The sequence below is a fragment of the Burkholderia cenocepacia genome, from assembly GCF_900446215.1.
Lineage (GTDB): Bacteria > Pseudomonadota > Gammaproteobacteria > Burkholderiales > Burkholderiaceae > Burkholderia > Burkholderia cenocepacia.
Genome location: NZ_UAQZ01000016.1, coordinates 315517 through 340254, shown reverse-complemented (window position 1 = coordinate 340254; position 24738 = coordinate 315517). Strand labels below are relative to the sequence as shown.

At 70.7% G+C, this 24738-nt stretch carries 22 protein-coding genes and 1 pseudogene; 7 read left to right on the top strand and 16 right to left on the bottom strand.

What is annotated here, in order from left to right; all coding sequences use genetic code 11:
* Position 1: 1 nt before the first annotated feature.
* Together DTA15_RS33745 and DTA15_RS33740 are read right to left on the bottom strand one after the other, a co-directional pair.
* A complete protein-coding gene (locus tag DTA15_RS33745) occupies positions 2–1594 on the bottom strand; it encodes a DHA2 family efflux MFS transporter permease subunit (RefSeq protein WP_006486261.1) in 1593 nt (530 codons plus the stop codon).
* 85 nt (positions 1595–1679) lie between these two features.
* Positions 1680–3068, bottom strand: coding sequence for an HlyD family secretion protein (locus DTA15_RS33740; RefSeq protein ID WP_012493750.1), 1389 nt, complete (start codon positions 3066–3068; stop codon positions 1680–1682).
* 167 nt (positions 3069–3235) lie between these two features.
* Here DTA15_RS33740 and DTA15_RS33735 point away from each other — a divergent pair, with 167 nt between their 5' ends.
* On the top strand, positions 3236–3439 hold the full coding sequence (locus DTA15_RS33735; RefSeq protein ID WP_006483461.1) for a hypothetical protein: 204 nt from the start codon (positions 3236–3238) through the stop codon (positions 3437–3439).
* A gap of 196 nt (positions 3440–3635) precedes the next feature.
* Positions 3636–4109 (top strand): NUDIX hydrolase, encoded by a 474-nt coding sequence (locus tag DTA15_RS33730; RefSeq protein ID WP_006483465.1) that lies wholly within the window; start codon positions 3636–3638, stop codon positions 4107–4109.
* On the opposite strand, the gene DTA15_RS33725 is transcribed toward DTA15_RS33730, so the two are convergent.
* The 9 genes from DTA15_RS33725 to DTA15_RS33685 form a co-directional block, all read right to left on the bottom strand.
* Positions 4084–4566, bottom strand: coding sequence for a hypothetical protein (locus DTA15_RS33725; protein WP_006483456.1), 483 nt, complete (start codon positions 4564–4566; stop codon positions 4084–4086). The two genes, DTA15_RS33730 and DTA15_RS33725, sit on opposite strands and share 26 nt — an antisense overlap.
* 113 nt (positions 4567–4679) lie before the next feature.
* The gene (locus tag DTA15_RS33720) at positions 4680–5159 is read right to left on the bottom strand and encodes a BON domain-containing protein (RefSeq protein ID WP_012493752.1); all 480 of its coding nucleotides are present in this window, start codon (positions 5157–5159) and stop codon (positions 4680–4682) included.
* Positions 5160–5324: 165 nt separating this feature from the next.
* A complete protein-coding gene (locus DTA15_RS33715) occupies positions 5325–5831 on the bottom strand; it encodes a low affinity iron permease family protein (protein ID WP_006483457.1) in 507 nt (168 codons plus the stop codon).
* A gap of 150 nt (positions 5832–5981) precedes the next feature.
* On the bottom strand, positions 5982–6722 hold the full coding sequence (locus DTA15_RS33710) for an FRG domain-containing protein (RefSeq protein WP_006483459.1): 741 nt from the start codon (positions 6720–6722) through the stop codon (positions 5982–5984).
* A gap of 126 nt (positions 6723–6848) precedes the next feature.
* Positions 6849–7232 carry a CopM family metallochaperone gene (gene copM, locus DTA15_RS33705; protein WP_006498267.1) on the bottom strand — a complete coding sequence of 128 codons (384 nt, stop codon included), beginning with the start codon at positions 7230–7232 and terminating at the stop codon, positions 6849–6851.
* Between the two features lie 91 nt (positions 7233–7323).
* Complete coding sequence (locus DTA15_RS33700; protein ID WP_006483460.1) at positions 7324–8994, bottom strand: GMC family oxidoreductase; 1671 nt, start codon at positions 8992–8994, stop codon at positions 7324–7326.
* Positions 8981–9646 carry a gluconate 2-dehydrogenase subunit 3 family protein gene (locus DTA15_RS33695; RefSeq protein WP_006483455.1) on the bottom strand — a complete coding sequence of 222 codons (666 nt, stop codon included), beginning with the start codon at positions 9644–9646 and terminating at the stop codon, positions 8981–8983. Before DTA15_RS33695 ends, DTA15_RS33700 begins: the two co-directional genes overlap by 14 nt.
* A complete protein-coding gene (locus tag DTA15_RS33690) occupies positions 9643–10494 on the bottom strand; it encodes a hypothetical protein (protein ID WP_012493754.1) in 852 nt (283 codons plus the stop codon). The genes DTA15_RS33695 and DTA15_RS33690 overlap by 4 nt, the downstream gene beginning before the upstream one ends.
* Before the next feature lie 19 nt (positions 10495–10513).
* On the bottom strand, positions 10514–11614 hold the full coding sequence (locus tag DTA15_RS33685) for an enolase C-terminal domain-like protein (protein ID WP_006482039.1): 1101 nt from the start codon (positions 11612–11614) through the stop codon (positions 10514–10516).
* Between the two features lie 131 nt (positions 11615–11745).
* Here DTA15_RS33685 and DTA15_RS33680 point away from each other — a divergent pair, with 131 nt between their 5' ends.
* The gene (locus tag DTA15_RS33680) at positions 11746–13590 is read left to right on the top strand and encodes a thiamine pyrophosphate-requiring protein (RefSeq protein WP_006482037.1); all 1845 of its coding nucleotides are present in this window, start codon (positions 11746–11748) and stop codon (positions 13588–13590) included.
* 28 nt (positions 13591–13618) lie between these two features.
* Here the strand turns inward: DTA15_RS33680 and DTA15_RS33675 are convergent, their stop codons facing one another.
* Together DTA15_RS33675 and DTA15_RS33670 are read right to left on the bottom strand one after the other, a co-directional pair.
* A complete protein-coding gene (locus DTA15_RS33675) occupies positions 13619–15397 on the bottom strand; it encodes a glycoside hydrolase family 15 protein (RefSeq protein ID WP_006482040.1) in 1779 nt (592 codons plus the stop codon).
* Between the two features lie 5 nt (positions 15398–15402).
* Positions 15403–16386, bottom strand: coding sequence for an SDR family oxidoreductase (locus tag DTA15_RS33670; RefSeq protein ID WP_012493755.1), 984 nt, complete (start codon positions 16384–16386; stop codon positions 15403–15405).
* 292 nt (positions 16387–16678) lie between these two features.
* On the opposite strand from DTA15_RS33670, the gene coxB reads away from it, so the two are divergent.
* From coxB to DTA15_RS33650, 4 genes are read left to right on the top strand one after another with little or no spacing between them, the layout of a single operon-like run.
* The gene (gene coxB, locus DTA15_RS33665) at positions 16679–17740 is read left to right on the top strand and encodes a cytochrome c oxidase subunit II (protein WP_012493756.1); all 1062 of its coding nucleotides are present in this window, start codon (positions 16679–16681) and stop codon (positions 17738–17740) included.
* 13 nt (positions 17741–17753) lie between these two features.
* Positions 17754–20393, top strand: coding sequence for a cytochrome c oxidase subunit I (gene ctaD / locus DTA15_RS33660; RefSeq protein WP_012493757.1), 2640 nt, complete (start codon positions 17754–17756; stop codon positions 20391–20393).
* The gene (locus DTA15_RS33655; RefSeq protein ID WP_006483540.1) at positions 20390–20791 is read left to right on the top strand and encodes a hypothetical protein; all 402 of its coding nucleotides are present in this window, start codon (positions 20390–20392) and stop codon (positions 20789–20791) included. Before ctaD ends, DTA15_RS33655 begins: the two co-directional genes overlap by 4 nt.
* Positions 20782–22365, top strand: a complete 1584-nt coding sequence (locus DTA15_RS33650) for a c-type cytochrome (RefSeq protein ID WP_041494548.1) — start codon at positions 20782–20784, stop codon at positions 22363–22365. Before DTA15_RS33655 ends, DTA15_RS33650 begins: the two co-directional genes overlap by 10 nt.
* A 103-nt stretch (positions 22366–22468) precedes the next feature.
* Here the strand turns inward: DTA15_RS33650 and DTA15_RS33645 are convergent, their stop codons facing one another.
* From DTA15_RS33645 to benC, 3 genes and pseudogenes are all read right to left on the bottom strand, one after another.
* Positions 22469–22867: a RidA family protein gene (locus DTA15_RS33645; protein WP_006485395.1), complete on the bottom strand. Its 399-nt coding sequence runs from the start codon at positions 22865–22867 to the stop codon at positions 22469–22471.
* A 75-nt stretch (positions 22868–22942) separates the two neighbouring features.
* Positions 22943–23717, bottom strand: a pseudogene (gene benD / locus DTA15_RS33640) (benzoate diol dehydrogenase BenD).
* Positions 23714–24736, bottom strand: a complete 1023-nt coding sequence (gene benC, locus DTA15_RS33635; protein WP_006485361.1) for a benzoate 1,2-dioxygenase electron transfer component BenC — start codon at positions 24734–24736, stop codon at positions 23714–23716. The pseudogene benD and the gene benC overlap by 4 nt, the downstream one beginning before the upstream one ends.
* Positions 24737–24738: the final 2 nt, after the last annotated feature.

Sequence of the window (24738 nt, the reverse complement as noted above, 5' to 3'; positions counted from 1 at the left end):
CTCAATGCCCTCCCGCGGCGCGCGCGGCCTTCGCCGGCGAGAACAGGAACGTCAGCGGAATGCTGAACGCGCAGAACACCGCGAGGATCGCGAACACGTCGATATACGCAAGGATCGTCGCTTGCGCGATGAAGGTCTCGTACAGCCGCCCGCCGGCCGTCTGCAATGCGGCCGACGGCGGCGCGCCCGTCAGCGCGCCGATCGCGCGTGCGTTCTCCTGCAACGCATCCTGGAAGTTCTGCGACAGCGTCGACATGTGCGTGGACAGATGCGCCATGCGCGCCTGCGTGCGTTCGCGGATCAGCGCGGTCGACACCGAGATGCCGATCGAGCCCGCGACGTTGCGGAACATCGTGAACAGCGCGGACGCGTCGTCGTTGAGCCGCTGCGGCACGGTCAGGTACGCGAGCGTCGTGATCGGCACGAACATGAAGCCGATCGCGAGCGACTGCGCGCAGCGGATCATCATGAGGTGCGTGTAATCGATGTTCGGCACCAGCGTGCGCGAATAGATCAGCGCGCCGCACAGCAGCACGAAGCCGAACCCGACGAGATAGCGCGTCTGCACGTGCGGCATCAGCCGGCTCACGAGCGGAATCTCGAGCGTGATCAGCAGCGCGCCGGGTGACAGCACCAGCCCCGCGAGCGTCGCCGTGTAGCCGAGATGCTGCTGCGCGAGCTGCGGCACGATCACCGCGCTGCCGTACAGCACGGCCGCGAACGTCGCGATCGTCACGCAGCCGAGCGCGAAATTGCGGTCGCGCAGGCACGACAGGTCGACCACCGGCTTCTTCGTGCGCAGCAGCCACAGCGTCGCGCCGATCAGCCCGAGCGCGGACAGCACCGCGAAGATGCGGATGAAGTTCGAACCGAACCAGTCCTCGTCCTCGCCGCGATCGAGCATCACCTGCAGGCAGCCGAGCCCGATCGCGATCAGCCCGATGCCGATGTAGTCGATGGAGATCCCGCGTTCGGCATCGCGCCGCCACGGCGGATCCTCGACGAGCTGCATCACCGCGAGCACGGTCAGCGCGCCGATCGGCACGTTGAGCAGGAACACCCAGCGCCACGAGAAATGGTCGGTGATCCAGCCGCCGAGCGTCGGCCCGAGCACCGGCGCGACGACGATCGCGATCGCCGAGATCGAGAACGCGCGATTGCGCTGCTCGGGCGGGAACGTATCGAGGATGATCGACTGCTGGTTCGGCTGCAGCCCGCCGCCGAACAGCCCCTGCAGCACGCGAAACACGATCAGTTCGCCGAGGTTGGTCGCGACGCCGCACAGGAACGAGCACACGGTGAACGCGGCGATGCACAGCAGGAAGTAGCGCTTGCGGCCGAGCAGGCGCCCGAGGAAGCCCGAAATCGGCAGCACGATGCCGTTCGCGACGAGGTACGACGTGAGTGTCCAGGTCGCCTCGTCGTAGCTCGCCGACATCGTGCCGGCGATGTGCGGCAGCGCGACGTTGACGATCGTGGTGTCGAGTACTTCCATGAACGCGGCGAGCGTGACGACGATCGCGATGAGCCACGGGTTCGCGGCGGGTCGCCATGCGCCGCCGGACGCGCCGTTGCGCTCGGGCGGCCGGTTCATCGGCGGGCCTCGCGAAACGGGAATGACGTGCGGGTATCGGGCATCGGATCGCTCCGGTCGACACCGGCCGCGGCGCGGCGGCCGGTCATTTCAGGTGAACGGTCGGCACGGCCGACAGGCCGAGACCGAGCGGCGGACGGGTCGGCAGCGGGCCGTCGAGCACGATCTTCACCGGCACGCGCTGCACGATCTTCACGAAGTTGCCGGTCGCGTTCTCGGTGGGGAACGCGGAGAAGCGCGAGCCGCTGCCGAGCTGGATGCTGTCGACGTGGCCGTGCAGGTCGAGATCGGGATACGCGTCGACCGACACGTCGACGCGGTCGCCGATGCGCATCCGTTCGAGCTGCGACTCCTTGAAATTCGCGGTGATCCACACGCGCGGCGTGACGATCGAGAAGATCGACGTGCCCGGTTGCAGGAACGAGCCCAGTTGCACGTTGCGCCGCGTGACCCAGCCGTCGGACGGCGCACGCATTTCGCAGTACGACAGGTTCAGGTTGGCCGTCTCGAGCTGCGCGCGCGCCTGCAGCACCTGCTGGCGGCGCTCCTCGACGGCCGTCTCGGCCTGCCGGATCTGCTGCGGCACGAGGCTCGCGGTGCGCGCCTGCGCCTGGGCCATCGCGACGTTCGCGTCGGCGGTCGCGCGCTGCGCGTCGGCCGCATCGATCGCCTGCTGCGAGGTTGCGCGCGCATCGACCGCGCGTTGCCGCGCCTGCGCGGCGAGCGCCTGCCGGTACGCGGCTTCCGCCGATTCGATCTGCGCGCGCGCTTGCCGGTACTGGGCCGGATACTGCACGCGTGCGATGTCGAGCTGCACGCGCGCCGCATCCAGCTGGGCCTGGGCGAGGCCGAGCTGCGCCTGCGCCGCGTCGACCTGCGCGCGGTAGTCGCGCGGATCGATCTCGACGAGCACGTCGCCGCGCCGCACGAAGGTGTTGTCGTCGACCGCCAGCCGCGTCACGTAGCCGGACACGTGCGGCGCGACCGCGATCGCGTTACCGTCGGTGTACGCATCGTCGGTGCTTTCCTGGTTGCGCGTCGCGAGCCACCAGACGAGGCCGCCGACGAGCAGCACGATCAGCACCGCGCCGAGGATGATCAGCGTTTTCTTGCCGGGTCGCTTGCGTTCGCCTTCGCCGTCGTTGCCGTCTCCGTCTCCGCCGGTGCGACCGCCGCGATCGTCGTGCCGATGGTCGTCGCCACCGCCGCCGCCCGGCGCGTCGGTCGGGTGCTCGCCGTCGTTGCGGCCCGGCGCGGGGCCCGCGCCGCTGCCGCCACCGGACGGCCCATCGCCTGCGCGCGCGACCACGGTCGGCCAGCGCACGTGCAGCGGCGTCGACAGGGCGGCACCGGCCGCCGCCGACACGAACGCGTCAGGCGCGCCGGTGCCGCGCGGTCCGGGCGTCAGCGCGCGCCGGACCGCGACGCCAAATCGCTCACGAACGGACAACGGGCACAGGATCGCATCGGGCATGAACGGGACTCCGGGCGGCGGCCGCGGGCGTCATTGCCCGCACGGACCTCAAGCGCGCGATCAAGCAAACAGCGGGCCCGGCAACGTGGTTCGGCTTGGTTCCAGCCGACCGGCACGCCCGATGCGCGACGCGTACGTTTCGACGGCCCCGACAGGACTCGCGAACCATGACACGCTCGACCTCACTCGACACCGACACGCGCGACGAAGATCGCGGCAACAGCACGCCCGGTCCCGAAGGCAAACGCCCCGGCACGGCCACGCCGCCGCCGCGCAGCGCGCACGATCCCGCCGAAGGCAAGCCGGACGAGCCGGAAAACGGCACGCCGCAGGATCGCGCACCATCCCGCAAGCGCGAAGACGCGCGATAGCCGCGCATTGCGCCGCACCGCGCGCGCGGTCGGCCGCGACAGGCGGCGGCATAAATGACAAGCCGTTGAAAAATCGCGGACGCCCGCCGGCACGCAGCCCCGAAACGCTCACGCGCCGGCAGGCGCGGCGGCGAAGCAGGAATGCAGGTTGCTGTACCGGGTAATGGATCTTTCATTCACCCGTCGCCTGCCCTGCATGACGCTCCCCGACCCGTCCGATTTCCCTGTTCGCGCGGTGCCGCTGGCGCCGCTGGCGAAAGAACGCGCAACGATCATCTGCCATCGCAACCAGCGCGTGCTGCTGGTCGCCCGACGGCCGTCGTCGCGCTGGACGCTGCCGGGCGGCGTGATTCGGCGCGGCGAATCGGCGCTCGACGCCGCGCATCGCGAGCTTCGGGAGGAAACGGGGCTCGTCGATCTCGAACTCGCGTATTTCTTCTACGTGGACGGCAGCGTGAAACGCCATCACGTGTTCGTCGCGAGCCTGCCGCGCGGCGCGCACGCATGCCCGGGCCGGGAAATCGCGCTGTGCCGCTGGGTCGGCATCGACGCGGTGCCGCACTGGCCGGCGAGCGCGCCGACGCAGCGCATCATCCGCCAGTTCGCGGACCTGTGCGCCGCGTGCGGCCTGTCACCGGCGCCGGTCAAGCGTCTTTCGTCGCCTCGTTGAGCCCGGCGACCGGCGGCTGCGCATCACGCGCGAGCCCTTGCGCGAAGACTTTCAGTCCTTCGAGCAGCGGCGTCAACGCCTCCCACAGCGCCTCGTCGTGCAGCAGCCGATAGACGCCGCGCACGCCGGGCGCGACATGCTCATGCTGCGCCGGCTGCCAGGCGCCCACGTGATGCAGCGCGTCGGCCGCCGCGAACGCGGCGCGACCGAACTGTTCCGGCGGAATGCGCGACAGCGCCGTCACGAGCATCGCGAGATTCTGCATGCCGCTCTGCATGCCGGGCTTGTCGAGCACGTCGACGAACGTGTCGGCCAGCCGCGCGTTCGCCGTGACGACCTCGTTCGCGAAACGCAGGAAGCCGTGTCGATGCAGGCTGCCGAGCAGGTGTTCGAGCGCGTCGTGCGCGCCGGGCTCCGGATGCGGAGGCGTCGTATCGGGGGGCTGGCGGTCGGTCATGGGCTTGCTCCGGTTGGGGCGCCAGGCTGCCGTCGTGCCGGCAGCCGTGCGTGCGCCGAATGCGTGTCGTAGTCGTTCACCGGCCCCCGCCGGTGCGGGCAGCCGCGGCCGCGTCAGTGCGAATGGCCGCCGGGCGGCGCCTTGTATTCGCTGCGCGCGCCCATCGCGTCCTCGACGTGATGCACGCCATGCAGCGCGGCGACGCCGTCGATCAGCGCCTGCCTTTCGGCCTCCTCGACCTGTCCGGTCAGGCACACGTTGCCGCGCTCGACGCTCACGTCGATGTCGCGCGGGCGACCGACGAGCCGGCCGAGCGCCGCACGCACGCGCTCGGCGACCTGCGCGTCGCTCGCATCGCCCGCGAGCCAGTCCGCCCGCAGGCCGGCGATCGCGCCGCGCGCATGGTCGGCCGCCCGCTTCGCCTGCGTATTCGCATAATCGGCCACGCCATGCCGGCCCGCAACCGCCTTGTCGCGCAGATACGCGCGCCGGCGCCGGCCGGACGACGGATCGAGAAAGTACATCGCGGCCGCGCCACAGGCGACGGCCACCGCAAGATTCAACAGCGGATTCGAAGGGATTCTGGAGTTCATGGAAGCACCGTAGGCAATACCCGGAACGACCGGGCTTCGTTTCGGGTTGCAGCACGTGCCGTTCCCCGCTGCGAGCGTCATGGGCACGCCGGTCTGCCGCGATGCGACGCCGGAAGCGACAAGCGTTTGAAAAATCATCGGGCCGCGCATCGCGCGATCAAGCGATCAGGATTCGGGCGGCGTATCGGCCGTTTCCGCGCGTGTGCCGCCCGGCTCGTCCTCGCCGCGCTCGGCCGCGCGCTGCGCCATTTCGACGTAGGTCTGCGCCAGCGCGCGCAATTCCTCCTCCGACGCATCCTCGATCCCGATCAGCCGGTCGCTCGCCGCGCGCGTGACCGCGAGCAATTCGTCGAGCTTCAGGTGCAGCGCCACGCTGTCGCGGTTCTGGTTGCGCTGCAGCAGGAACACCATCAGGAACGTGATGATCGTGGTGCCAGTATTGATCACCAACTGCCATGCGTCGGAGTAGTGAAACACGGGCCCGCTCACGAGCCACAGCACGGTGATGGCGACCGCGCTGCCGAACGCGACAGGCGAGCCGGCCCAGGTCGTCACGCCCGACGCGAAACGTTCGAACGCGCGGGTGACCGCGTGCCCGCTCGGCGCGGAACCGGCGCCGGGCTTGCACGCCGTGTCGCGACGGTCGCTCGGTGGTTCGTTGGGTTCGCGCATGACAGCCTCCGGATTCGATGGTTGGTTGGAATGTGCGCATGAACCGCGTCGCCGCCCGCCGCGAACCGGACGCATGCAGGGCCGCTCGGGGGCCGGTCCCGTGTGCGCGCCGTCGAAACAAGCATCGCGCGTGCCCGTGCGGCGGCGGCTTTACCGCGGCGCGTGCGTGTCCTCGTCGTCCGGGAAATAGCGCGTGTCGGTCAGCTGCGCGATGCCGTCGAGATCCGGAAAGATCGTCGCGACGCTCACGCCGACACCGGCGAGTTCCTGCCGGATCGTCGCGAACCGCGCGCCCGGTACGACGATGCGGATGAGGCGGCCGGCAAAATCCGCATGCTCGTCGAGCGGCACGAAGCGCTCGGCGCCGGCGTCGTAGCCGTGAATCGTGAACCAGCCGTCCTGCGCGGTGATCCGCGGCATCACGTGACGCGGCCGGAACACCTTGGTGCGCGTGACCTCCAGCGGGGCGCGCCGCTCGGCGGCGGTCGCGATGTCGTCGGCGTCGTGCGCGAGGCACCACACCACGCCGTCGCCGCCCGCTTCGCCCGCGCGCCTGACCGCGAACCACAGCGCGGCGAGCGCGTTGCCGGACCAGTCGAGCAGCCGTGTGCGCATCCCGTGCTGCTGCGCGAGCGCGAGCCAGTCGCACGCATCGAGGTTCTGTCCGGGTTCGAGGTGCGGCAGCGCGCGCCGCGTGAATTCGTCGAGCATCCGCGCTTCGACGTCGGGCGACGCGCGCTGTCGCGCGATGCCCGGCACGAGCGGCCAGCCGGCATTGCACTGGCCGCGAAAGAGGCGCAGCGCCATCGTCTGCCGCTGCGCGCCGATCACCGCCATGTAGTCGGCCACGCTGTCGATCGAGCGATCTGCCGCGTCACGTTCACCGTCCATCCATCACCCCTCCTGTCGCGGTTGCCGGTACGCGCCGCCGTCGCGTCGGCACGTGTCCGCTGTCGCCGCTGACCGGATGCGCGGCCGCCGGTACGGCCGACCGCGCATCCCGTCCCGCCCCGCGATTCACGGCGTCTTGCCGTGCTCCTTCTGCCAGCGTTCCATCAGCGCGATCTCGTCGCGCTGCGCGGCGACGATCCGGCTCGCGAGCTGCCGCAGCGTCGGGTCCTTGCCGTATTTCAGCTCGACCTGCGCCATGTCGATCGCGCCCTGGTGATGCGGCGCCATGTGCGAGACGAAATCGCGATCGGCGTCGCCCGTGTACGGGGCGCTTTCCATCGCTTCCATCATCTTGCGGTCGGCACGCTTGAATGCCTGCGTGGATGAATCCGGCACGCTGGCCGGATTGGCGGGACGCAACTGCGCCGCCGCGGGCAGCGCCGACGCGCACACGGCCAGCAGGGTGCAGGCGGCACCGCGGCGCAGGGATGAACGGTTGAATGCAGACATGAGACGAATCCTCGCTAAGAGATTGAACGGTTCGCGTGCGGCTCTCCTCTCGTTCGCACGCATCGCGACGACGGAGGCCGCGCGGCACGCGTCACCGCCATCGCGCACGCGCATGCGCGTCGCCGCGCGCGACCAGCGCGCGGATGCGGTCGGCGGTGCGGCACGCGATCGCCTGGATCGTCAGCGACGGATTCACGCCGCCGACGGTCGGAAACACCGAGCCGTCGCACACCCACAGGTTCGGGATGTCCCAGCTGCGGCAATCGGCATCGACGACGCTCGTCGCCGGGTCGTCGCCCATCCGCACGGTGCCGGCGAGATGGCACGTGTCGTCCTCCTCGTGCCAGACGTGGCGCGCGCCGGCCGCTTCCAGCGAACGGCCCATCTGCGCGAGCGCATGGCGAATCATCCGGCGATCGTTGTCGTCGTACGAATAGGTGACGCGCGCGACCGGCAGCCCGAACGCGTCGCGTTCGTCGGCGAGCGTCACGCGGTTGTCCGCGCGCGGCAGCGTCTCGCCGACGATCTTCAGGCCGGCCTGGAAGTTGTAGCGCGCCATCTCGCGCTTCAGCGCATCGCCCCACAGCCCGCGCGCGGCGACCTTGCGCGCCCATTCGATCGGCAGCGGCCCCTGGCTCATCCAGCAGTAGCCGCCGAAGAAATCCTTGCCTTCGTCCGCGTAGTTCCAGTGCTCGGTGATCGACAGCGACGGCGGGCCCTTGTACCAGCGCACTTCGTCGTCCATCGTCCCCCACGACGCCTGGTTGAGCTGCGCCATCAGATAGCGGCCGACGAGGCCCGAACGGTTCGCGAGCCCCTGCGGATGCCGCCCGTTCGCGGACAGCAGCAGCAGGCGCGGCGTCTCGATCGCGTAACCGGCGACGATGACGTTGCGCGCGCGCTGGAAATGCGTGCGGCCATCGCGCCGGTAGTGCACGCCGGTCGCGCGATCGCCTGCGGCCTCGATCCGCAGCGCCATCGCGAGATCGCGCACCTCGGCGCCGGCCGCGACCGCGCGCGGAATCCACGTGACGAGCGCGCTCTGTTTCGCGTTGGTCGCGCAGCCGGCGATGCAGAAGCCGCGATACACGCACGGATGCGCGCGGCCGCGCGGCGCGGACAGCGTCGCGAGCGGCGTCGGCGTCCAGTCGATGCCCATTGCCTCCGCGCCACGTGCGAGCACGAGCGCGGCCGCGTTCAGTTCATGCGCGCGATACGGATAGCGCGGCCGCGGCGGGCCCCACGGGTAATTCACCGGCCCGCTGATCTTCAACGCCTGTTCGACCTCGCGGTAGTAACGCCACATCTCGCGCCAGTCGAGCGGCCAGTCGACGCCGTAGCCGAGCGCGCTGCGCGAGCGAAACCACTCGGGCCTGAATCGCAGCGACACCATCGCGAAGTGCACCGTGCTGCCGCCGATCGCCCGGCCGCTGTTGTTGGTGCCGAGCGTGAGCGGATCGGCGCCGTCGCAGATCCGCTCGTCGGTCCAGAACAGCTTGTGCTGATGCGTCTCGTCCGACGCGAATTCCTCGAGCGGCCGCCACCATGCACCCGCGTCGAGCGCGACGACCGAAAAGCCGTATTCGGCGAGCTTGCACGCGAGCGTGCCGCCGCCCGCGCCGGTGCCGACAATCACGAAGTCGACCTCATCGTCGTCGCGGAACATCCGCATCGGCGACCAGCCGCCGACCCGAAACGGATCGGGCGCACGGCCGTCGCGGCCGCGCGGCGTCGGGGCGGACAGCGGTTCATCGGCGGCCATCGCGATCGCCCTCCTCCATGCGCATGTCCGCTTCCCACGGGTCGCGGCGGTTGAAGTCCATCCGCACGTAGCCGCGCGGGCTCGCGGGTCCGCCGAAGCCGATCTCGTTCCACGCGAACGGATGGCCGTAGTACGCGCCGCAGACGTCCATCAGCACGCGCTTCGTGAAGAACGTGCGCGGGTCCATGCCGTCCCACGCCGGTTCCAACTGCCGGTCGACGTCGCCTTGCTGTACCGCGTGCAGCAACGCATCGGCGTCGCGCGCGCCGAGCGCCGCGAACGGGCAACCATGCGCGTGCCGCGCCATCGCGTCGAGCGCGGCGAGACCCGTCTGCCACGCGACGCGCAGCGGCGGAAGGCGCGCATCGCGATAGCCGTCGCCGTCGTCAGCCGCGAGCCGCGCGTCGACCAAGGCGGCGGTCGGGATCGCGCCCGCGCCGCCCGGCTGCTGCGGGACGATACGCGCGCACAACGCGCCGAGCGTCGCGAATCGTTCGGCATCCAGATAGCGTGGCGCATGGGCCGCGACACGCAGGCGCGCATCGATTGCGCGCCGCGTCGCATCGTTCCACGATGGCGTGTCGCGCTTGGCGAGCACGTCGTAGCCCGGATAGCGCGGCAGCGCGACCGCGTTGCGGTTCGTATCGCTCATGGCGCCTCCCGTTCGGCGAGCGCGGTCGCGGCGAGCCCCGCGATCGCGAGCGCGGTGAAACTCGGCGGCGCCGGCAGCGGCGGGCCCGACAGCACGTTCTGCGACCAGTTGCGCCAGCCGCCCATCTGCCGCGCGACGCCGCGCACATGAAACGCGACGCCGACGAACCCGAGCACGGCCGTCGCGCGCAGCCAGCCGCGGCAGAACCGCCGGTCGGCGCGCGGACGCGACAGCGCGAGCTGCGCGGTCGCCAGTGCGGCCACCGGCGGCACGACGAGCGGCGCGAACATCGCGCGATGCTGGAAGGCGCCGCGAAAATGCAGCAGCCCGACTTCACCGAGCGTGCCGACGAGCCCCGCCGCGACGAGCCCGGCCAGCGCGCGCCCGGCCGGCAGTCCGGCGAGCCGCGGCGCGTCGGCCGGGCTCTCGCGCAGCCGCTCGCCCGCCGCCCCCAGCGCGCCCGACAGCAGCAGCGCGAACGGCGCACCGAGCGGCGCGCCATAGAACAGGTTGTGCCAGCTGAACCCGCCCGGTCGCTTCGTCACGTTGTACAGGTGGAACGCGGAACCGGCGACGCCGACCGCGGCCGCTGCGACGTGTACCGCGTCGCGCAGCCGGTGGCGCACGGGCGTGTCGTCCGCGTGGCCGTGCACGCTCGCGATCACCGACAGCGTCGACATCGCGAGCGGCGCGAGCATCGCGCGATTGTGAAAGGTGCCGCGATAGTGCTCGACGCCGCTGTCCGCGAGCACCGAGCCGGCCAGCAGCAGCGCGCTGCGGTTCAGCAGCCGCGCGGCGTCGGCGAGCAACCTGTCGCGCTCGGCGGCGCGATGTCGGGGGTGTCGCATCGTTCCTCCTGGTCGGGATTCAAAGCGCGAGATCCAGCAGATCGGCGGCGCGCAATTCGAGGCCGAGCCCGGCGCGCGTCGCGTCGATCTCGAGCGCGCCGTCGACGAGCATCGGCGCGCCGTCGAACAGCATCCGCTCGATGCGCACGTGATCGTGAAACCATTCGATGTGGCGCAGGCGCGCCGCCGCGCATCCGATGTGCCGGTGCAGCGCGGGTGCGCAATGCGCGGACAGGTCGACGTGATGCGCATCGGCAAGCGCGGCGGCCGCGAGAAAGCCGCTGACGCCGCCGCAGCGCGTCGCGTCGGCCTGCAGCACGTCGACCGCGTGGCCTTCCAGCAAGCGCCGGAAATCGTCGGGCGTATACGCGTACTCGCCGGCGGCGATGTCGACCCGCGCGCCGACGTGCTCGCGCACGAACCGCAGCCCGTCGACGTCGTCGCTGCTGACTGGCTCCTCGAACCAGCGGATGTCGCAATCGGCGGCGGCCTGCGCGAACGCGAGCGCGGTGCGCGGCGCATACGCGCCGTTCGCATCGACGAACAGGTCGACGCCCGGCCCGAGCGCATCGCGCGCCGCGCGCACGCGCGACGGATCGCGTGCATCGTCCACGCCGATCTTGATCTTGCACGCGCGCACGTGCCCGGCGCGCCAGCCGTCGAGCTGCGCGGCGAGCGTCGGCGCATCGTAAGTCGTGAAACCGCCGCTGCCGTACACCGGCACGCGCTCGCGCAAGCGGCCGAGCAGCAGCGCGAGCGGCACGTCGGCGAGTTTTGCCTTTGCGTCCCACAACGCGGCGTCGAGCGCCGAGATCGCGGTCGCCGCGATTCCGCCGCGGCCGACGTTGCGCACCGCGCGCCACAGCGCGTCGACGGCGGCCGGGATGTCCACCACCGGCCGGTTGCGCAGCACGCCGGCCAGCAGCGACGTCACGAGCGGCACGGCGCTCGCGTCCGTGTACGTATAGCCGAGCCCCGTCACGGGCCCCGCGTCGATCTCGACGACGACGACCGTCGTCGCGGTCCATGCGTAGGTGCCGTCGGCTTCGGGCCGGTCGGTCGGCACGCGGTACGCGCGGGCGCGCACGTCGTCGATCGCCGGCGCGGCGGAAAGTGCCATCGTTGCGCTCCGGTCAGCTTGCGTGTTGCTTGCGGATGCGGCGTGCAACCGCTGTGCCCGGCGTATGCGGCGCGGCACGTGCCTTGCGCGGCAGCCTCGCATCGGCTCATCCCGAACCAAGGAGAAACGGCATGGCGACAGTGGCGGATTTCATCGTCGAGCGGCTGTACGACTGGGGCGTGCGCCGCATCTACGGCTACCCAGGCGACGGCATCAACGGCTTTTTCGGCGCGCTGAACCGCGCGGACGGCAAGATCGAATTCATCCAGGCGCGCCACGAGGAGATGGCGGCCTTCATGGCGTCCGCGCATGCAAAATTTACAGGCGAGCTGGGCGTATGCGTCGCGACCTCGGGCCCAGGCGCCGCGCACCTCGTGACCGGCCTGTACGACGCGCGGCTCGACCACATGCCGGTGCTCGCGATCGTCGGCCAGCAGGCGCGCGCGGCGCTCGGCGGCCACTATCAGCAGGAAGTGGATCTACCGGCGCTTTACAAGGACGTTGCGGGTGCATTCGTTCAGCTGGCGACGGTGCCCGGCCAGGTGCGTCACCTCGTCGATCGCGCGGTGCGCACCGCGCTCGGCGCGCGCACGGTCACCGCGCTCGTGCTGCCGAACGACCTGCAGGAGCTCGACTACGCGCCGCCGAAGCGCGCGCACGGCACCGTGCATTCGGGGGTCGGCTACACGGCGCCGAAAGTCGTGCCGTATGCGGACGACCTGCGGCGCGCGGCCGACGTGCTCAACGCGGGGTCGAAAGTCGCGCTGCTGGTCGGCGCCGGTGCGCTGAAGGCGACCGACGAGGTCATCGCGGTGGCCGACCGACTCGGCGCGGGCGCCGCGAAAGCGCTGCTCGGCAAGGCCGCGCTGCCGGACGACCTGCCGTGGGTCACCGGTTCGATCGGGCTGCTCGGCACCAAGCCGAGCTACGAGCTGATGACCGAATGCGACACGCTGCTGGTGGTCGGCTCGGGTTTTCCGTATTCGGAATTCTTGCCGAAGGAAGGCCAGGCGCGCGGCGTGCAGATCGACCTGAAGGCCGACATGCTGAGCCTGCGCTACCCGATGGAGGTCAACCTCGTCGGCGACAGCGCCGAGACGCTGCGCGCGTTGCTGCCGCTCTTGAACGAGCGTCGCGACACCGCATGGCGCGACCGGATCGCGAAATGGAACCACGACTGGCACGAGACGCTCGCCGCCCGCGCGGCCGCGAAAGCCAGCGCGGGGCGCGGCGTGAACCCGCAGCGCGCGTTTACCGAGCTGTCGCCGCGCCTGCCCGACGACGTGATCCTGACGAGCGATTCGGGCTCCTGCGCGAACTGGTATGCGCGCGACCTGATGATGCGGCGCGGGATGATGGGGTCGCTGTCCGGCGGGCTCGCGTCGATGGGCGCCGCGGTGCCGTACGCGATCGCCGCGAAATTCGCGCACCCGGTGCGCCCGGTGATCGCGATGGTCGGCGACGGCGCGATGCAGATGAACAACATGGCCGAACTGATCACGGTCGCCAAATACTGGCGCCAGTGGCCCGACCCGCGCTGGATCTGCATGGTGCTGAACAACGAGGACCTGAACCAGGTCACGTGGGAGCAGCGTGTGATGGAAGGCGACCCGAAGTTCGACGCGTCGCAGCAGATCCCGAACGTGCCGTACTACCGCTTCGCGACGCTGCTCGGCCTCAAGGGAATCTACGTCGACGATCCGGAACAGCTCGGCGCCGCATGGGACGAAGCGCTCGCGTCCGACCGGCCGGTCGTGCTCGAAGTGAAGAGCGACCCCGAGGTGCCGCCGCTGCCGCCGCACGTGACGCTGCAGCAGGCGAAGCATTTCGCCGAAACGCTGGTGAAAGGTGACGCGCGCGAAGCCAACGTGATCGTCGAGACCGCGCGGCAGGTGCTGTCGGCCGTGCTGCCCGGCAACGGCGAACACGGCGACAAGGCCGGCAAAGGCAGCAAGGGTGGGAAAGGCGAATCGTAGGCAACGCACGCGCGGACGGCGCGTCATCCTAGCCGATGTCGACGTCGTCCCGCCCGTCGCCCTGCAGCGCGAGCGCCGCATTCACGAGCCCGACCTGCGCGAGCGTGAACGGAAAATTCCCGCACAGGCGCCGCGTGTGCACGTCGTATTCCTCGGACAGCAGCCCGACGTCGTTGCGCAAGCCGAGCAGCCGCTCGAACAGCGCGTGCGCGTCGTCGTCGCGCCCCTGCATCCGGTACACCTGCACGAGCCAGAAGCCGGCCGCGAGAAACGCGCCTTCGTCGCCTTCGCAACCGTCCGCGAAACGCGGCGGCCGATAGCGGAACGGCAAGCCGTCGTCGACCAGTTCGCGCTCGATCGCGGCGACCGTCGCGACCACGCGCGGATCGCACGCGTCGAGCATCCCGGTCAGCGGAATCAGCAGCAGGCTCACGTCGATGCCGTCGCCGTCGAAGCGATCGACGAAGCGGCCCAATAGCGCGTGATAACCGTGCTCGAGCACCTCCGCGCGCACCGCGTCGGCCCAGCGCCGCCACACGTCGAGCGGTGCATGGTGGCCGAATGCGCGCGCGGAACGGTACGCGCTTTCGACCGCGGCCCATACCATCACCTTCGACGACGTGAACGGATGCCGGCCGCTGCGCACCTCCCAGATCCCTTCGTCCGGCTCGCGCCAGATCGTCGCGAGATGTTCGAGCAGGCGCCGCTCGAGCGTCCACGCGTCGTCGTCGGGCGGCAGCCCGTGCCGGCGCGCCTGGTACAGCGCCCCGAGCACCTCGCCGTACACGTCGAGCTGCAACTGGTCGGCCGCCGCGTTGCCGAAGCGCACCGGTTGCGCGCCTTCGTAACCGGCCAGATGCGCGGCTTCCCATTCGGCCGCGCGCCGGCCGCCGTCGGCCGCATACAGCACCTGCAGTTGCGACGGATGATCGGCGATCGCGCGCACGAGCCAGTCGCGCCAACGCGCGGCTTCGTCGCGATAGCCGCAGCGCACCAGCGCGCGCAGCGTGAAACTCGCATCGCGCAACCAGCAGAACCGGTAGTCCCAGTTGCGCTTGCCGCCGAAGCGCTCGGGCAACGAACTGGTCGGCGCCGCGACGATGCCGCCGGTGCGCAGGCTCGACAGCAGTTTCACCGTGATCAGTGCGCGCTCGATCGCGTCGCGATGCGGGCCCTCGGCGGCGTTGCAATTCGACCAGACGCGCCAGAACGCCTGCGTGTCGCGCAGCGACGCGTACGCGTCGGGCACGGCCGGCGCCGGGTCGAACGAACGCGCGTAACTGATGCAGAAATCCACTCGCTCGCCCGCCGCGATCCGTCGCGTGCCGACCAGCCGGTCGCTCTGCACGTCGAGCCGCGCATCCGTGTCGAGCCACATCGCATCGCCGCCCGTCATCATCCGCCAGCGCCGGCCGAAACGCCGGCACCACGGCAGCGCGCTGCCGTAGTCGAAGCGCACGCCGAGGTCGATATCGACGTCGACCGTCCCGCGCTCGCCCTTCACGCTGCGGATCAGGCATGGATCGGGCGCGTTCCAGCTCATCCAGTCGGTGAGCGTGATGCGGCCCGACGAGGTGTCGAACGTCGTTTCGAGTATCGCGGTGCCCGGCAGATAGCGACGCGTGGCGCGGGCATCGTGCTCGCGCGGCGCGATCCGGAACCGGCCGTTGTCCGGCGTACCGACGAGCGCGGCGAAGCACGGCGGCGAATCGAAGTCCGGCCAGCACAGCCAGTCGATGCTGCCGTCGCGCGCGACGAGCGCCGCGCTGCGTCCGTCGCCGACAAGCGCGTAATCCTCGATCCGCATCGCGCTCACCGGTGCCATTTGCGCGCGGCGGAAAAGGCAGCCGCGAGCACCGCGACGGCCGCGCCGAACGCGAGCGCGCGCGACGCGCCGAGCCCGGCCTCGGCGCCGGTGCGGCGCGCTTCGTCGGTGAACGCGCCGCGCGTCGCATGCCGGCCCGGCACCGGCTCCCACAGGTTCGACGGGCGCGGGCCGGCCCGCGCCGCGCGCTGCTGGCCGCGCACGGCCGTCCGCGCGAGATAGCGGTCGAAGCAGCCGGGGCCAAGGCCGTTCGCGACGATCGCCGCGAGCGACGACCAGCCGACCCAGCGCTCGCGGCACGGATGCCGCGCGGCGTGCACGATCGCATCGGCCGCCACCTCCGGCGCATAGACCGGCGCGACCGGACGCGGTGCATGCGGCAGCACGGATTCGGCCCAGTCGAACTGCGGCGTGTCGATCGCGGGCAATTGCACCATCGTCACGCGCACATGACTGTGTGCATGCAGCAGCTCGCAGCGCAGCGCGTCGGTAAAGCCGCGGATCGCGTGTTTCGCGCCGCAGTACGGCGCCTGCAACGGAATCGACCGGTATGCGAGCGCCGAGCCGACCTGCACGATCGTGCCGCGGTTGCGCGGGGCCATCCGTGCGAGCGCGGCACGCGTGCCGTACACGCAGCCGAGGTAGGTGACGGCCGTCACGCGCGCATAGTCTTCCGGCGAGATGGCGTCGAATGGCGCGAACACGGTCACCATCGCGTTGTTGACCCACACGTCGAGCGGCCCGAGTTCGTGTTCGATCCGCTCGGCCGCCGCGTCGAGCGCAGCCGCATCGCTGACGTCGACGGCAATCGGCAGCGCCTGGACGCCATACGCGCGCACTTCGCATGCGGTGTCGTGCAGCGCGCGCGGATCGCGAGCGAGCAGCGCGACGTTCGCGCCGAGTCGCGCGAACGCGTGGGCGGTCGCGCGACCGACGCCCGCGCTTGCACCCGTGATCGCGACGGTCTTCACGGTCGAGTCCTCCCGTTTTTCGATGATGGCCGGCACGCCGTCGAAGCTTTCGCGCCGCAACGTGCCGGAACGCGATCGGCGCAGCAAACGACATGCCGTCGGCCGCCGGGGCCGTGTGGCTTCGGTGCGAGCCGTGAACGGTCGCCCAATTTACAAGCCGGCTGTAACGCGCCGGCCGTCGTGCGCGCAATCCCGCCACCTCGCGGCCGCCTCCGCGCCGGCCGCACGCGCACGAAATTTGCTCCGCCGCGAACGGCTGTCGTCATGCCGGTGCGTCCGGCAAGGAGTCTCGTTGCTCGTTCCGCTGTCCCGCAAAACGCGTCATATCGCGCGCGTCGCACCGTTCGCGTGCGCGGTCGCGCCAAGCGTCGCGTACGCGGCCGCCGCGCCTGCGGCGCCCGGCGATCCGGCCGCGCCGTTGCCGCTCGCGTACGTCGTGCACGCGGCCGGCCCCGCCGCGCAGCCGGTGTTCGTGCTCGGCTGGGCGCTGCTCGCGCTGTGCACATTCGTCTGCATCGCGATCGCCGTGCTGCTGCTGATCGCGCTGTTTCGTCGTCGCGCACGGGCAGGCAGCGGCCACGGCAGCGGCCTGTCGATCGTGACCGTGGGCTCCGCGATCTCGATCCTGCTGCTGTTCGGCGCGCTCGTGTACATGCTGCGCGTGCTGGGCATGGTCGCCGCACCGCCGCGCCCGCCCGCGCTGACGATCACCGTGACCGCACAAGACTGGTGGTGGGCCGTTCGTTATCCGGACGATGCGGGCGGCCCGGCCTTCGTCACCGCGAACGAGATCCATATTCCGGTAGGCGAGCCCGTCGCGATCGAACTGAAGAGCGCCGACGTGATCCACGCGTTCTGGGTGCCGCAACTTGCCGGCAAGACCCAGACGATTCCCGGCCAGACCAACCGCCAATGGCTGCAGGCCGACCGGCCCGGCATCTATCGCGGCCAATGCTCGCAGTACTGCGGCGCGCAACATGCGCACATGGCGTTCGAAGTCGTGGCCGAGCCGCCGGCCGCGTTTCACGCATGGCTCGCCGCGCAGCGCCAACCGGCCCGGGCACCCGCGGCGGGCGCCAACGCCGAACGCCGCGGCCAGCGCGTATTCGCCGCGCGCTGCGCGGGCTGCCACGCGGTGCGCGGCACCGACGCCGCGGGCGACGCGGGCCCCGATCTCACGCACGTCGGCACGCGCCGGCTGCTCGCGGCCGGCACGCTGGACAACACGCCCGACAACCTGCACCGCTGGATCGCGCATGCGCAGCAGGTCAAGCCGCAATCGCTGATGCCGTCGATCGCGCTCGCGCCGCGCGACGCCGACGATCTCGCCGCGTATCTCGCGACGCTGCACTGAACGGAGGATGCCGATGGCCATTGCCCGCGACACGCCCACCCCGCTCAGCCGCGTACCCGATCTCGGCGACGCGCCGCCCGGTTCCGCGCACGAGCGCGCGCTGGCCGAGCTGTGGGAATCGGCACCCGGCTGGCGCGGCTGGCTCGGCACCGTCGATCACAAGCGCATCGGGCTGCGCTACATCGTCACCGCATTCGTGTTCCTGCTGCTCGGCGGCGTCGAGGCGCTCGTGATGCGCATCCAGCTCGCGCGGCCGAACGCGACCGTGCTGACGCCCGCGCAATACGATTCGCTGTTCACGATGCACGGCGTCACGATGATCTTCCTGTACGCGCTGCCGGTGCTGTCCGGTTTCGCGAACTACCTGTGGCCGCTGATGCTCGGCTCGCGCGACATGGCGTTCCCGCGGCTGAACGCGTTCTCGTACTGGGCGTTCCTGTTCGCCGGGCTGTTCCTGTATGCGAGCTTTCCGCTCGGCGCGGTGCCGGACGGCGGCTGGTTCAACTACGTGCCGCTCACGTCGCTCGACTACAGCGCCGGCGCGAACATCGACATCTATGCGCTCGGGATGATCCTGCTCGGCATCTCGACGACCGGCGGCGCCGCGAACTTCGTCGTCACGCTGCTGCGGATGCGCGCGCACGGGATGTCGATCGACCGGCTGCCGATCATCGTGTGGGGCACGCTGACCGCGTCGGTCGCGAACCTGGTCGCGGTGCCGTCGGTGAGCCTCGCGTTCCTGCTGCTGTGGCTCGACCGCAATGCCGGCACGCACTTCTTCGACGTCGCGCACGGCGGCCGGCCGCTGTTGTGGCAGCACCTGTTCTGGATGTTCGCGCATCCGTGGGTCTACGTGGTCGTGCTGCCGGCGATGGGGATCGTGTCCGACGCGCTGCCGACCTTCTGCCGGCGGCCGCTCGTCGCATACGAGGCCGTCGCGGTGTCGACCGTGGCGACGATGCTGATCGGCTTCGAGGTGTGGGTCCACCACATGTTCGCGACCGGCATCGCGCCGCTCGCGCTCGCGTTGTTCGGCGCCGCGAGCATGCTGATTTCGATTCCGAGTGCGGTCGCGGTGTTCGCATGGATCGCGACGATCTGGACCGGCCGCCCCGTGTTCCGCACGCCGTTCCTGTATTTCGCGGGCTTCGTGCTGATGTTCGTGATCGGCGGCGTGTCGGGCGTGATGACCGCGGCCGTGCCGCTCGACTGGCAGCTCACCGATACGTACTTCGTCGTCGCGCACCTGCATTACGTGCTGCTCGGCATCAACGTGTTTCCGGTGCTCGGCGGCGTCGCGTACTGGTTCCCGAAATTCACCGGCCGGATGATGAACGAGCGGTTCGGCCGCTGGACCTTCTGGGTCGTGCTGGTCGGCTTCAACCTCGGCTTCTTCCCGATGCACGTCTCCGGCCTGCTCGGGATGCCGCGCCGCATCTATACCTATCCGTCCGGGATGGGCTGGGACACGTCGAACCTGCTGACCACGATCGGCTCGTTCGTGTTCGGGATCGGCATCGTGATGTTCGTCGTCAACGCGCTGGTGAGCGCGCGGCGCGGCGTGCGCGCCGGCGACAACCCGTGGGGTGCGGCCGGTCTCGAATGGTCAGTCGCGTCGCCGACGCCCGTGTACAACTTCGCGGTGCTGCCGCTCGTCGCGTCGCGGCATCCGCTGTGGGAAACGCGCGACGATCCGCAACGCACCAGCCTGCGGGTGGGCTACCGGCTCGCGGACGGGCGCGAGGCGCTCGCGGTCACGCCGCTCGCCGCGACGCCGAGCGCGATCCTGAAGATGCCCGAGGACAGTTGCGTGCCGTTCGTGCTCGCGCTGCTCGCGACCGCCGTGTTCGCGGCGATGCTCGCGCGCTCGCCGACGCTCGTCTGCGTGGCCGTCGCCGGTTGCGCGATCGCCACCGCCGCGTGGCTGTGGCCGCGCCGCACGCTCGGCCAACGCGCGCGGCTGCCGGCTCGCGCCGACACGCAGGCGCCCGCGGCCGCGGCTGGTCCTCGTCCGGACGAACCGCCGTCGCCGACGGTGCCGGCCGGCGCGCCGGCCGCGTGCGTCGCGCCGCTGCCGGTGGGCAGTTGCGGCGAACGCGCGGGCGGCTGGTGGGGCGTGCTCACGCTGATCGTCACCGAGGCCGGGCTGTTCGGCTACCTGCTGTTCTGCTACTTCTACCTGCAGTCGCAATGGCCCGCGCCGTGGCCGCCCGAAGGGATGCCGAAGATCGGGCTCGCGGCCGTCAACACGGTCGTGCTGCTGTCGAGCAGCGTGTTCGTGTGGCTCGCCGAGCGCGCGGTGCGGGCCGGCCGCCAGGGGCGCGCGGTCGCGATGCTCGTCGTCGCGCTGGTGCTCGGCATCGCGTTCGCGCTGGTCCAGCTGCACGAATGGCGCGACCATCCGTACGGCCCGACCGCGCATCTGTACGGCAGCCTCTACTTCACGATCACCGGGTTCCACCTCGCGCACGTCGTGGCCGGCCTCGCGATCCTCGCGCTGCTCGCCGGCTGGACGGCCGCCGGGTTCTTCGGCCGCGAACGGCGCGTCGCGCTGACGGTCGGCGGGCTCTACTGGCACTTCGTCGACATCGTGTGGCTGTTCATCTTCACCGCGCTGTACGTGTCGCCGTTCTGGCTGAGGAGCACCGGATGAACGATGCACGACGCACGTGGACACCGCTGCTCGCGATCGCCGCCGGCCTGGTCGGCGCACCCGCGCTGTGGTTCGCGCAGATGCTGGTGTCCGAGACGCTCGCGTCCACCGCGTGCTATCCGCTCGGCGTCGCGCAGGCCGCGCCGCGCTGGGCGCACGTCGGCGTATGGCTTGCGCTGATCGCCGCGGGCGCGTTCGCGTTGGCCGCGGCCTGCGCGACGTGGCTCGCGCGCGCGTGGCGGCGCCGGCACGATGCCGATGCGCCGGTCGCGACGCGCGACGACAGTACCCGCTTTCTCGCGCGCTGCGGGATGCTCGCCGCGCTCGGCTTCGTGATCGGTCTCGTATTCACGGGGATCGTCACCGCTTTCGTGGGGCCTTGCAGTCCATGGCGCTGATCTCGCTCGCTTCGTTGCCGTTCCGCGTTCCGGGCCGCCGCGCGCGCGTCGCGTTCGCCGTGTGCGTCGCGCTGTGCGGATGCGACATGCAGCGCGACGACAACGCGGCCGCACCGGGCGATGCGGCCGACGCCGCGTCGGCGGCGGAAGCGCCCGAGCCCGCGTCGGGCTGGCGGTTCGTGCGGATCGGTGCGTCGGCGGCCGATGCCGCTGCGTCGATGTCCGCACGCGTGAAGGACGACCGGCGGCTGTCACGCGACCGGGACGCGTCGGTGGCCGATGCGCCATCGTCCGCGGCGTCCCCCTCGCCGCCCGAGGCGGCCTCCACGTCGACCGCCCGCCGCCCGGTGATCGCCGCGGCCGCCGCGAGCGCCGACGCCGCGACGCTCGCGCGCGGCCGCTACCTCGCGCTCGCCGGCGATTGCGCCGCGTGCCACGACGCCGCCGACCATACGCCGTACGCGGGCGGCCAGCCGGTGAATTCGCCGTTCGGGCCGATCTACGCGCCGAACATCACGCCGGACCCGACGCACGGGATCGGCCACTACACGCTGCGCCAGTTCGACGATGCACTGCGGCGCGGCGTGCGCGCGGACGGCAGCCGGCTGTATCCGGCGATGCCGTACCCGTCGCTCGCGCACCTGACCGACGACGACGTGCGCGCGCTGTATGCGTATTTCATGCGCGGCGTCGCGCCGTCCGCGAACGCGGCCAAACTCACGCAACTGCCGTTTCCGTTCAACCAGCGCTGGGCGCTGGGGCTGTGGAGCCTCGTGTTCGCGAACCGCGACCGGTTCACGCCGCAGCCGTCGCAGTCGGCCGAATGGAATCGCGGCGCGTATCTCGTGCAGGGGCTCGGCCATTGCGGCGCGTGCCATACGCCGCGCGGGCCGGCCTACAACGAACGCGGCTACGACGAGCGCAGCCCCGCGTTCCTGACCGGCGGCATCAACGATCACTGGTTCGCGCCGAACCTGACCGGCGCGAGCCCGGACGGCCTCGGCCGCTGGTCCGCCGACGATATCGCCGCGTTCCTGCGCAGCGGCCATGCGGCGCGCGGCGCGGTGTTCGGCGCGATGGCGCCGGTCGTCGGCGAAAGCACCGCGTTGCTGACCGATGCCGACCGCCATGCGATCGCCGTGTACCTGAAGTCGTTGCCGGCGCAACCGACTGCCGCGACGAATCCGCTGGGCGTCGGCGTGCCGCGGCTGACGGCCGCCGGCCCGCGTCCGGAAGGCGGCCAGCAGGCGCCGGGGGCCGGCGTGTATGCGGGGTTCTGTGCGCGTTGCCACGGTGCGGACGGCACGGGCGTGCGTGATCGGGGGCCGGCGCTCATAGGCAACTCCGTCGTGCTCGCAGCCGATCCGACCAGCACGATCCGGATCGTGGTCGAAGGCGCCCGGCCCGCGCCGGGCAAGCCGGGGCCGGTGCAACGGATGCCGGCGATGCGCGGCGCGCTGACGAGCGGCGAAATCGCGGCGGTGGTCAGCTACGTGCGCGGCGCGTGGGGGAATCGGGCCGCGCCGGTGTCGGAGCAGGAGGTGCGGCGGTTGCGGGGAGCGATACACAAGTAGCGTGTCGGTGTCGTCGCACGCGCATCGAAACCGTTCAGCGATCGCCGACGATTCGATCTCGGGTGTTCATCCACACGGAGCCTGACTTCATCGACGCACCGGATCAGCGCGCCAGCACCGCCACCGCCTTGATCTCGACGACATAACCCGGCGCGCCGCCGAGCATGTGCGCGCCGACGGCCGTCCACGCGGGCCGCGGATGCGCATCGAAATAGCGGTCGCGCACCTGCATGAACAGCGGCAGGTCGCGCATGTCGGTGTGAAACGTCGTGAGGTCGACCACATCGTCGAACGATGCGCCGGCCGCCTCCAGCACCTGCTTCAGGTTCTCGAACGCCTGCACGATCTGCGCTTCGCGATCCTCGACCAGCTGCATCGCCGCGTCGCGGCCGATCTGGCCGGATACGTAAAGCGTATCGCCGACCTTCAGTCCCGGCGCGTAGCCGATCTTCTCGTACACCGCTTCCATTCCCGCCGGAACGATGGCTTTGCGTTCATGCATGATTGTCTCCGTGGCCGGCATCGTCGCGCCGGCCGTATGCGGTTGTCGATGAAACAATGGCCAGCGATACGCCCTTCAACCCGTATCGCCGCCCGCCACCGGCAGCACCGTGCCGGTGATGTAGCTCGCCTCGTCCGACGCGAAGAACAGGATCGGCGCGATCTGCTCGTCGAGGCTGCCGTAGCGCTTGAAGTACGTCGATTCCGTCACCTGCCGCACGGCCTCGCCCATCCACGCCTGTTCCTGCTCGGTGTCGCCGGCCGCATTGCGCGGCACGCGGCGGCGGCGCGCTGGTACCGCCCGGCGCGGTGGCGACGACGCGGATGTTGTGTTCCGCATATTCCATCGCAAGCGCCGACGTCAGCGCGTTGACGCCGCCCTTCGCCGCCGAATACGGCACGCGCCGGATGCCGCGCGTCGCGTTCGACGAGATGTTGACGATCGTGCCGCCGCCGCGCGCGAGCAGGTGCGGCAGCACGGCGTGACAGGCATAGAGCGTCGGCATCAGCGAGCGGCGGATTTCCGCGTCGATCTGCGCAGGCTCGAACTCGGCGAACGGCCGCATGCGGATCGCGCCGCCGACGCCGTTGATCAGGATGTCGATGCGGCCGAACGTCCGCACCGCGTGCGCCATCGCGGCATGCGCGCCTTCGTACGTCTCGAGATCGGCGACGAAGCCGGCCGTATCGCCGCCCGGCGCTTCCGCGGCCACCTCGGCCACGAAATCCGCGCGATCGACGAACAGCACCTTGCCGCCCTCTGCCGCCGCGCGCAGCGCGACACCGCGGCCGATGCCCTGCGCCGCGCCGGTGACGACGACGACCTTGCCGGAGAATCGTTGCATGGTCATGCCGCCTTTGCCGTGACGTTGGGGGTGAACTTCTCGTAGTGGAAGCTGTTCGGCTTCACGCCTGCGTCGTCGAAGTACTGGCGCACCGCGTCGACCATCGGCGGCGGCCCGCACAGATACACGTCGACGTCGCCGTCGTTCAGCGCGTCGGCCGGGATGTGCTGCGTGACCCAGCCCTTGCGCGGATGGCTCGACGCGGCGTCCGCGACGATCGTCGCGAAGCTGAAGTTCGGCAGCCTCGCCGCCACCGCCTCAAGCGCGTCGACCAGCACGAGATCGAGATCGCGCGTCACGCCGTAGACCAGGTGCACCTTCTGCTGCGAGCCGCTGCGCGCGAGCACCTCGAGCATCGACAGGAACGGCGCGAGGCCCGTACCGCCGGCGAGGAACAGCAGCGGCCGCTGCACGTCGCGCAGGTAGAAGCTGCCGAGCGGCCCGTACAGTTCGAGCGTGTCGCCGGGCTGCGCCGATTCGAGCCACGTGCTCATCACGCCGCCTGGAATCTTCTTGATCAGGAAGCCGACCTTCGCGTCGCCCGGCGCCGACGAGAACGAATACGAGCGATGCTGGCCGCTGCCCGGCACGCCGATGTTCACGTACTGGCCCGGCAGGAACACCGGCGCGCTGGCGCCGACGTCGAGTTCGAGCACGACAGCCGCATCGTTGTGCTGCTCGACCTTCGTGACCGTCGCGGCAAAGGCGCTCTCCCCGGTCTTGCAGGCGACCGACGACGTCGGCACCGCGATCACGCAATCGCTTTGCGGCACCATCTGGCAGGTCAGCACGAGGCCGCCGTCCTTCTCGTCCTCGGTCAGCGCATCGTCGATGTAGTCGTCGCCGAGGTCGTAGCGGCCGCTTTCGGCGCGGCACTTGCAGGTGCCGCACACACCGTCGGAGCAATCCATCGGCAGGTTGATCTTCGCGCGAAAGGCTGCATCGAGCACCTTCTCGCCGGCCTTGCAGTCGATGAAGCGGGTCACCCCGTCCTCGAAATTCAGTGCAATCTTGTAGCTGGACATCG

Excerpts from the sequence above, each read along its gene's own strand:
- DTA15_RS33745 (WP_006486261.1), bottom strand. The coding sequence starts at position 1,594 with ATGAACCGGCCGCCCGAGCGCAACGGCGCGTCCGGCGGCGCATGGCGA.
- DTA15_RS33740 (WP_012493750.1), bottom strand. The coding sequence starts at position 3,068 with ATGCCCGATGCGATCCTGTGCCCGTTGTCCGTTCGTGAGCGATTTGGC.
- DTA15_RS33735 (WP_006483461.1), top strand. The coding sequence starts at position 3,236 with ATGACACGCTCGACCTCACTCGACACCGACACGCGCGACGAAGATCGC.
- DTA15_RS33730 (WP_006483465.1), top strand. The coding sequence starts at position 3,636 with ATGACGCTCCCCGACCCGTCCGATTTCCCTGTTCGCGCGGTGCCGCTG.
- DTA15_RS33725 (WP_006483456.1), bottom strand. The coding sequence starts at position 4,566 with ATGACCGACCGCCAGCCCCCCGATACGACGCCTCCGCATCCGGAGCCC.
- DTA15_RS33720 (WP_012493752.1), bottom strand. The coding sequence starts at position 5,159 with ATGAACTCCAGAATCCCTTCGAATCCGCTGTTGAATCTTGCGGTGGCC.
- DTA15_RS33715 (WP_006483457.1), bottom strand. The coding sequence starts at position 5,831 with ATGCGCGAACCCAACGAACCACCGAGCGACCGTCGCGACACGGCGTGC.
- DTA15_RS33710 (WP_006483459.1), bottom strand. The coding sequence starts at position 6,722 with ATGGACGGTGAACGTGACGCGGCAGATCGCTCGATCGACAGCGTGGCC.
- copM (WP_006498267.1), bottom strand. The coding sequence starts at position 7,232 with ATGTCTGCATTCAACCGTTCATCCCTGCGCCGCGGTGCCGCCTGCACC.
- DTA15_RS33700 (WP_006483460.1), bottom strand. The coding sequence starts at position 8,994 with ATGGCCGCCGATGAACCGCTGTCCGCCCCGACGCCGCGCGGCCGCGAC.
- DTA15_RS33695 (WP_006483455.1), bottom strand. The coding sequence starts at position 9,646 with ATGAGCGATACGAACCGCAACGCGGTCGCGCTGCCGCGCTATCCGGGC.
- DTA15_RS33690 (WP_012493754.1), bottom strand. The coding sequence starts at position 10,494 with ATGCGACACCCCCGACATCGCGCCGCCGAGCGCGACAGGTTGCTCGCC.
- DTA15_RS33685 (WP_006482039.1), bottom strand. The coding sequence starts at position 11,614 with ATGGCACTTTCCGCCGCGCCGGCGATCGACGACGTGCGCGCCCGCGCG.
- DTA15_RS33680 (WP_006482037.1), top strand. The coding sequence starts at position 11,746 with ATGGCGACAGTGGCGGATTTCATCGTCGAGCGGCTGTACGACTGGGGC.
- DTA15_RS33675 (WP_006482040.1), bottom strand. The coding sequence starts at position 15,397 with ATGCGGATCGAGGATTACGCGCTTGTCGGCGACGGACGCAGCGCGGCG.
- ctaD (WP_012493757.1), top strand. The coding sequence starts at position 17,754 with ATGGCCATTGCCCGCGACACGCCCACCCCGCTCAGCCGCGTACCCGAT.
- DTA15_RS33655 (WP_006483540.1), top strand. The coding sequence starts at position 20,390 with ATGAACGATGCACGACGCACGTGGACACCGCTGCTCGCGATCGCCGCC.
- DTA15_RS33650 (WP_041494548.1), top strand. The coding sequence starts at position 20,782 with ATGGCGCTGATCTCGCTCGCTTCGTTGCCGTTCCGCGTTCCGGGCCGC.
- DTA15_RS33645 (WP_006485395.1), bottom strand. The coding sequence starts at position 22,867 with ATGCATGAACGCAAAGCCATCGTTCCGGCGGGAATGGAAGCGGTGTAC.
- benC (WP_006485361.1), bottom strand. The coding sequence starts at position 24,736 with ATGTCCAGCTACAAGATTGCACTGAATTTCGAGGACGGGGTGACCCGC.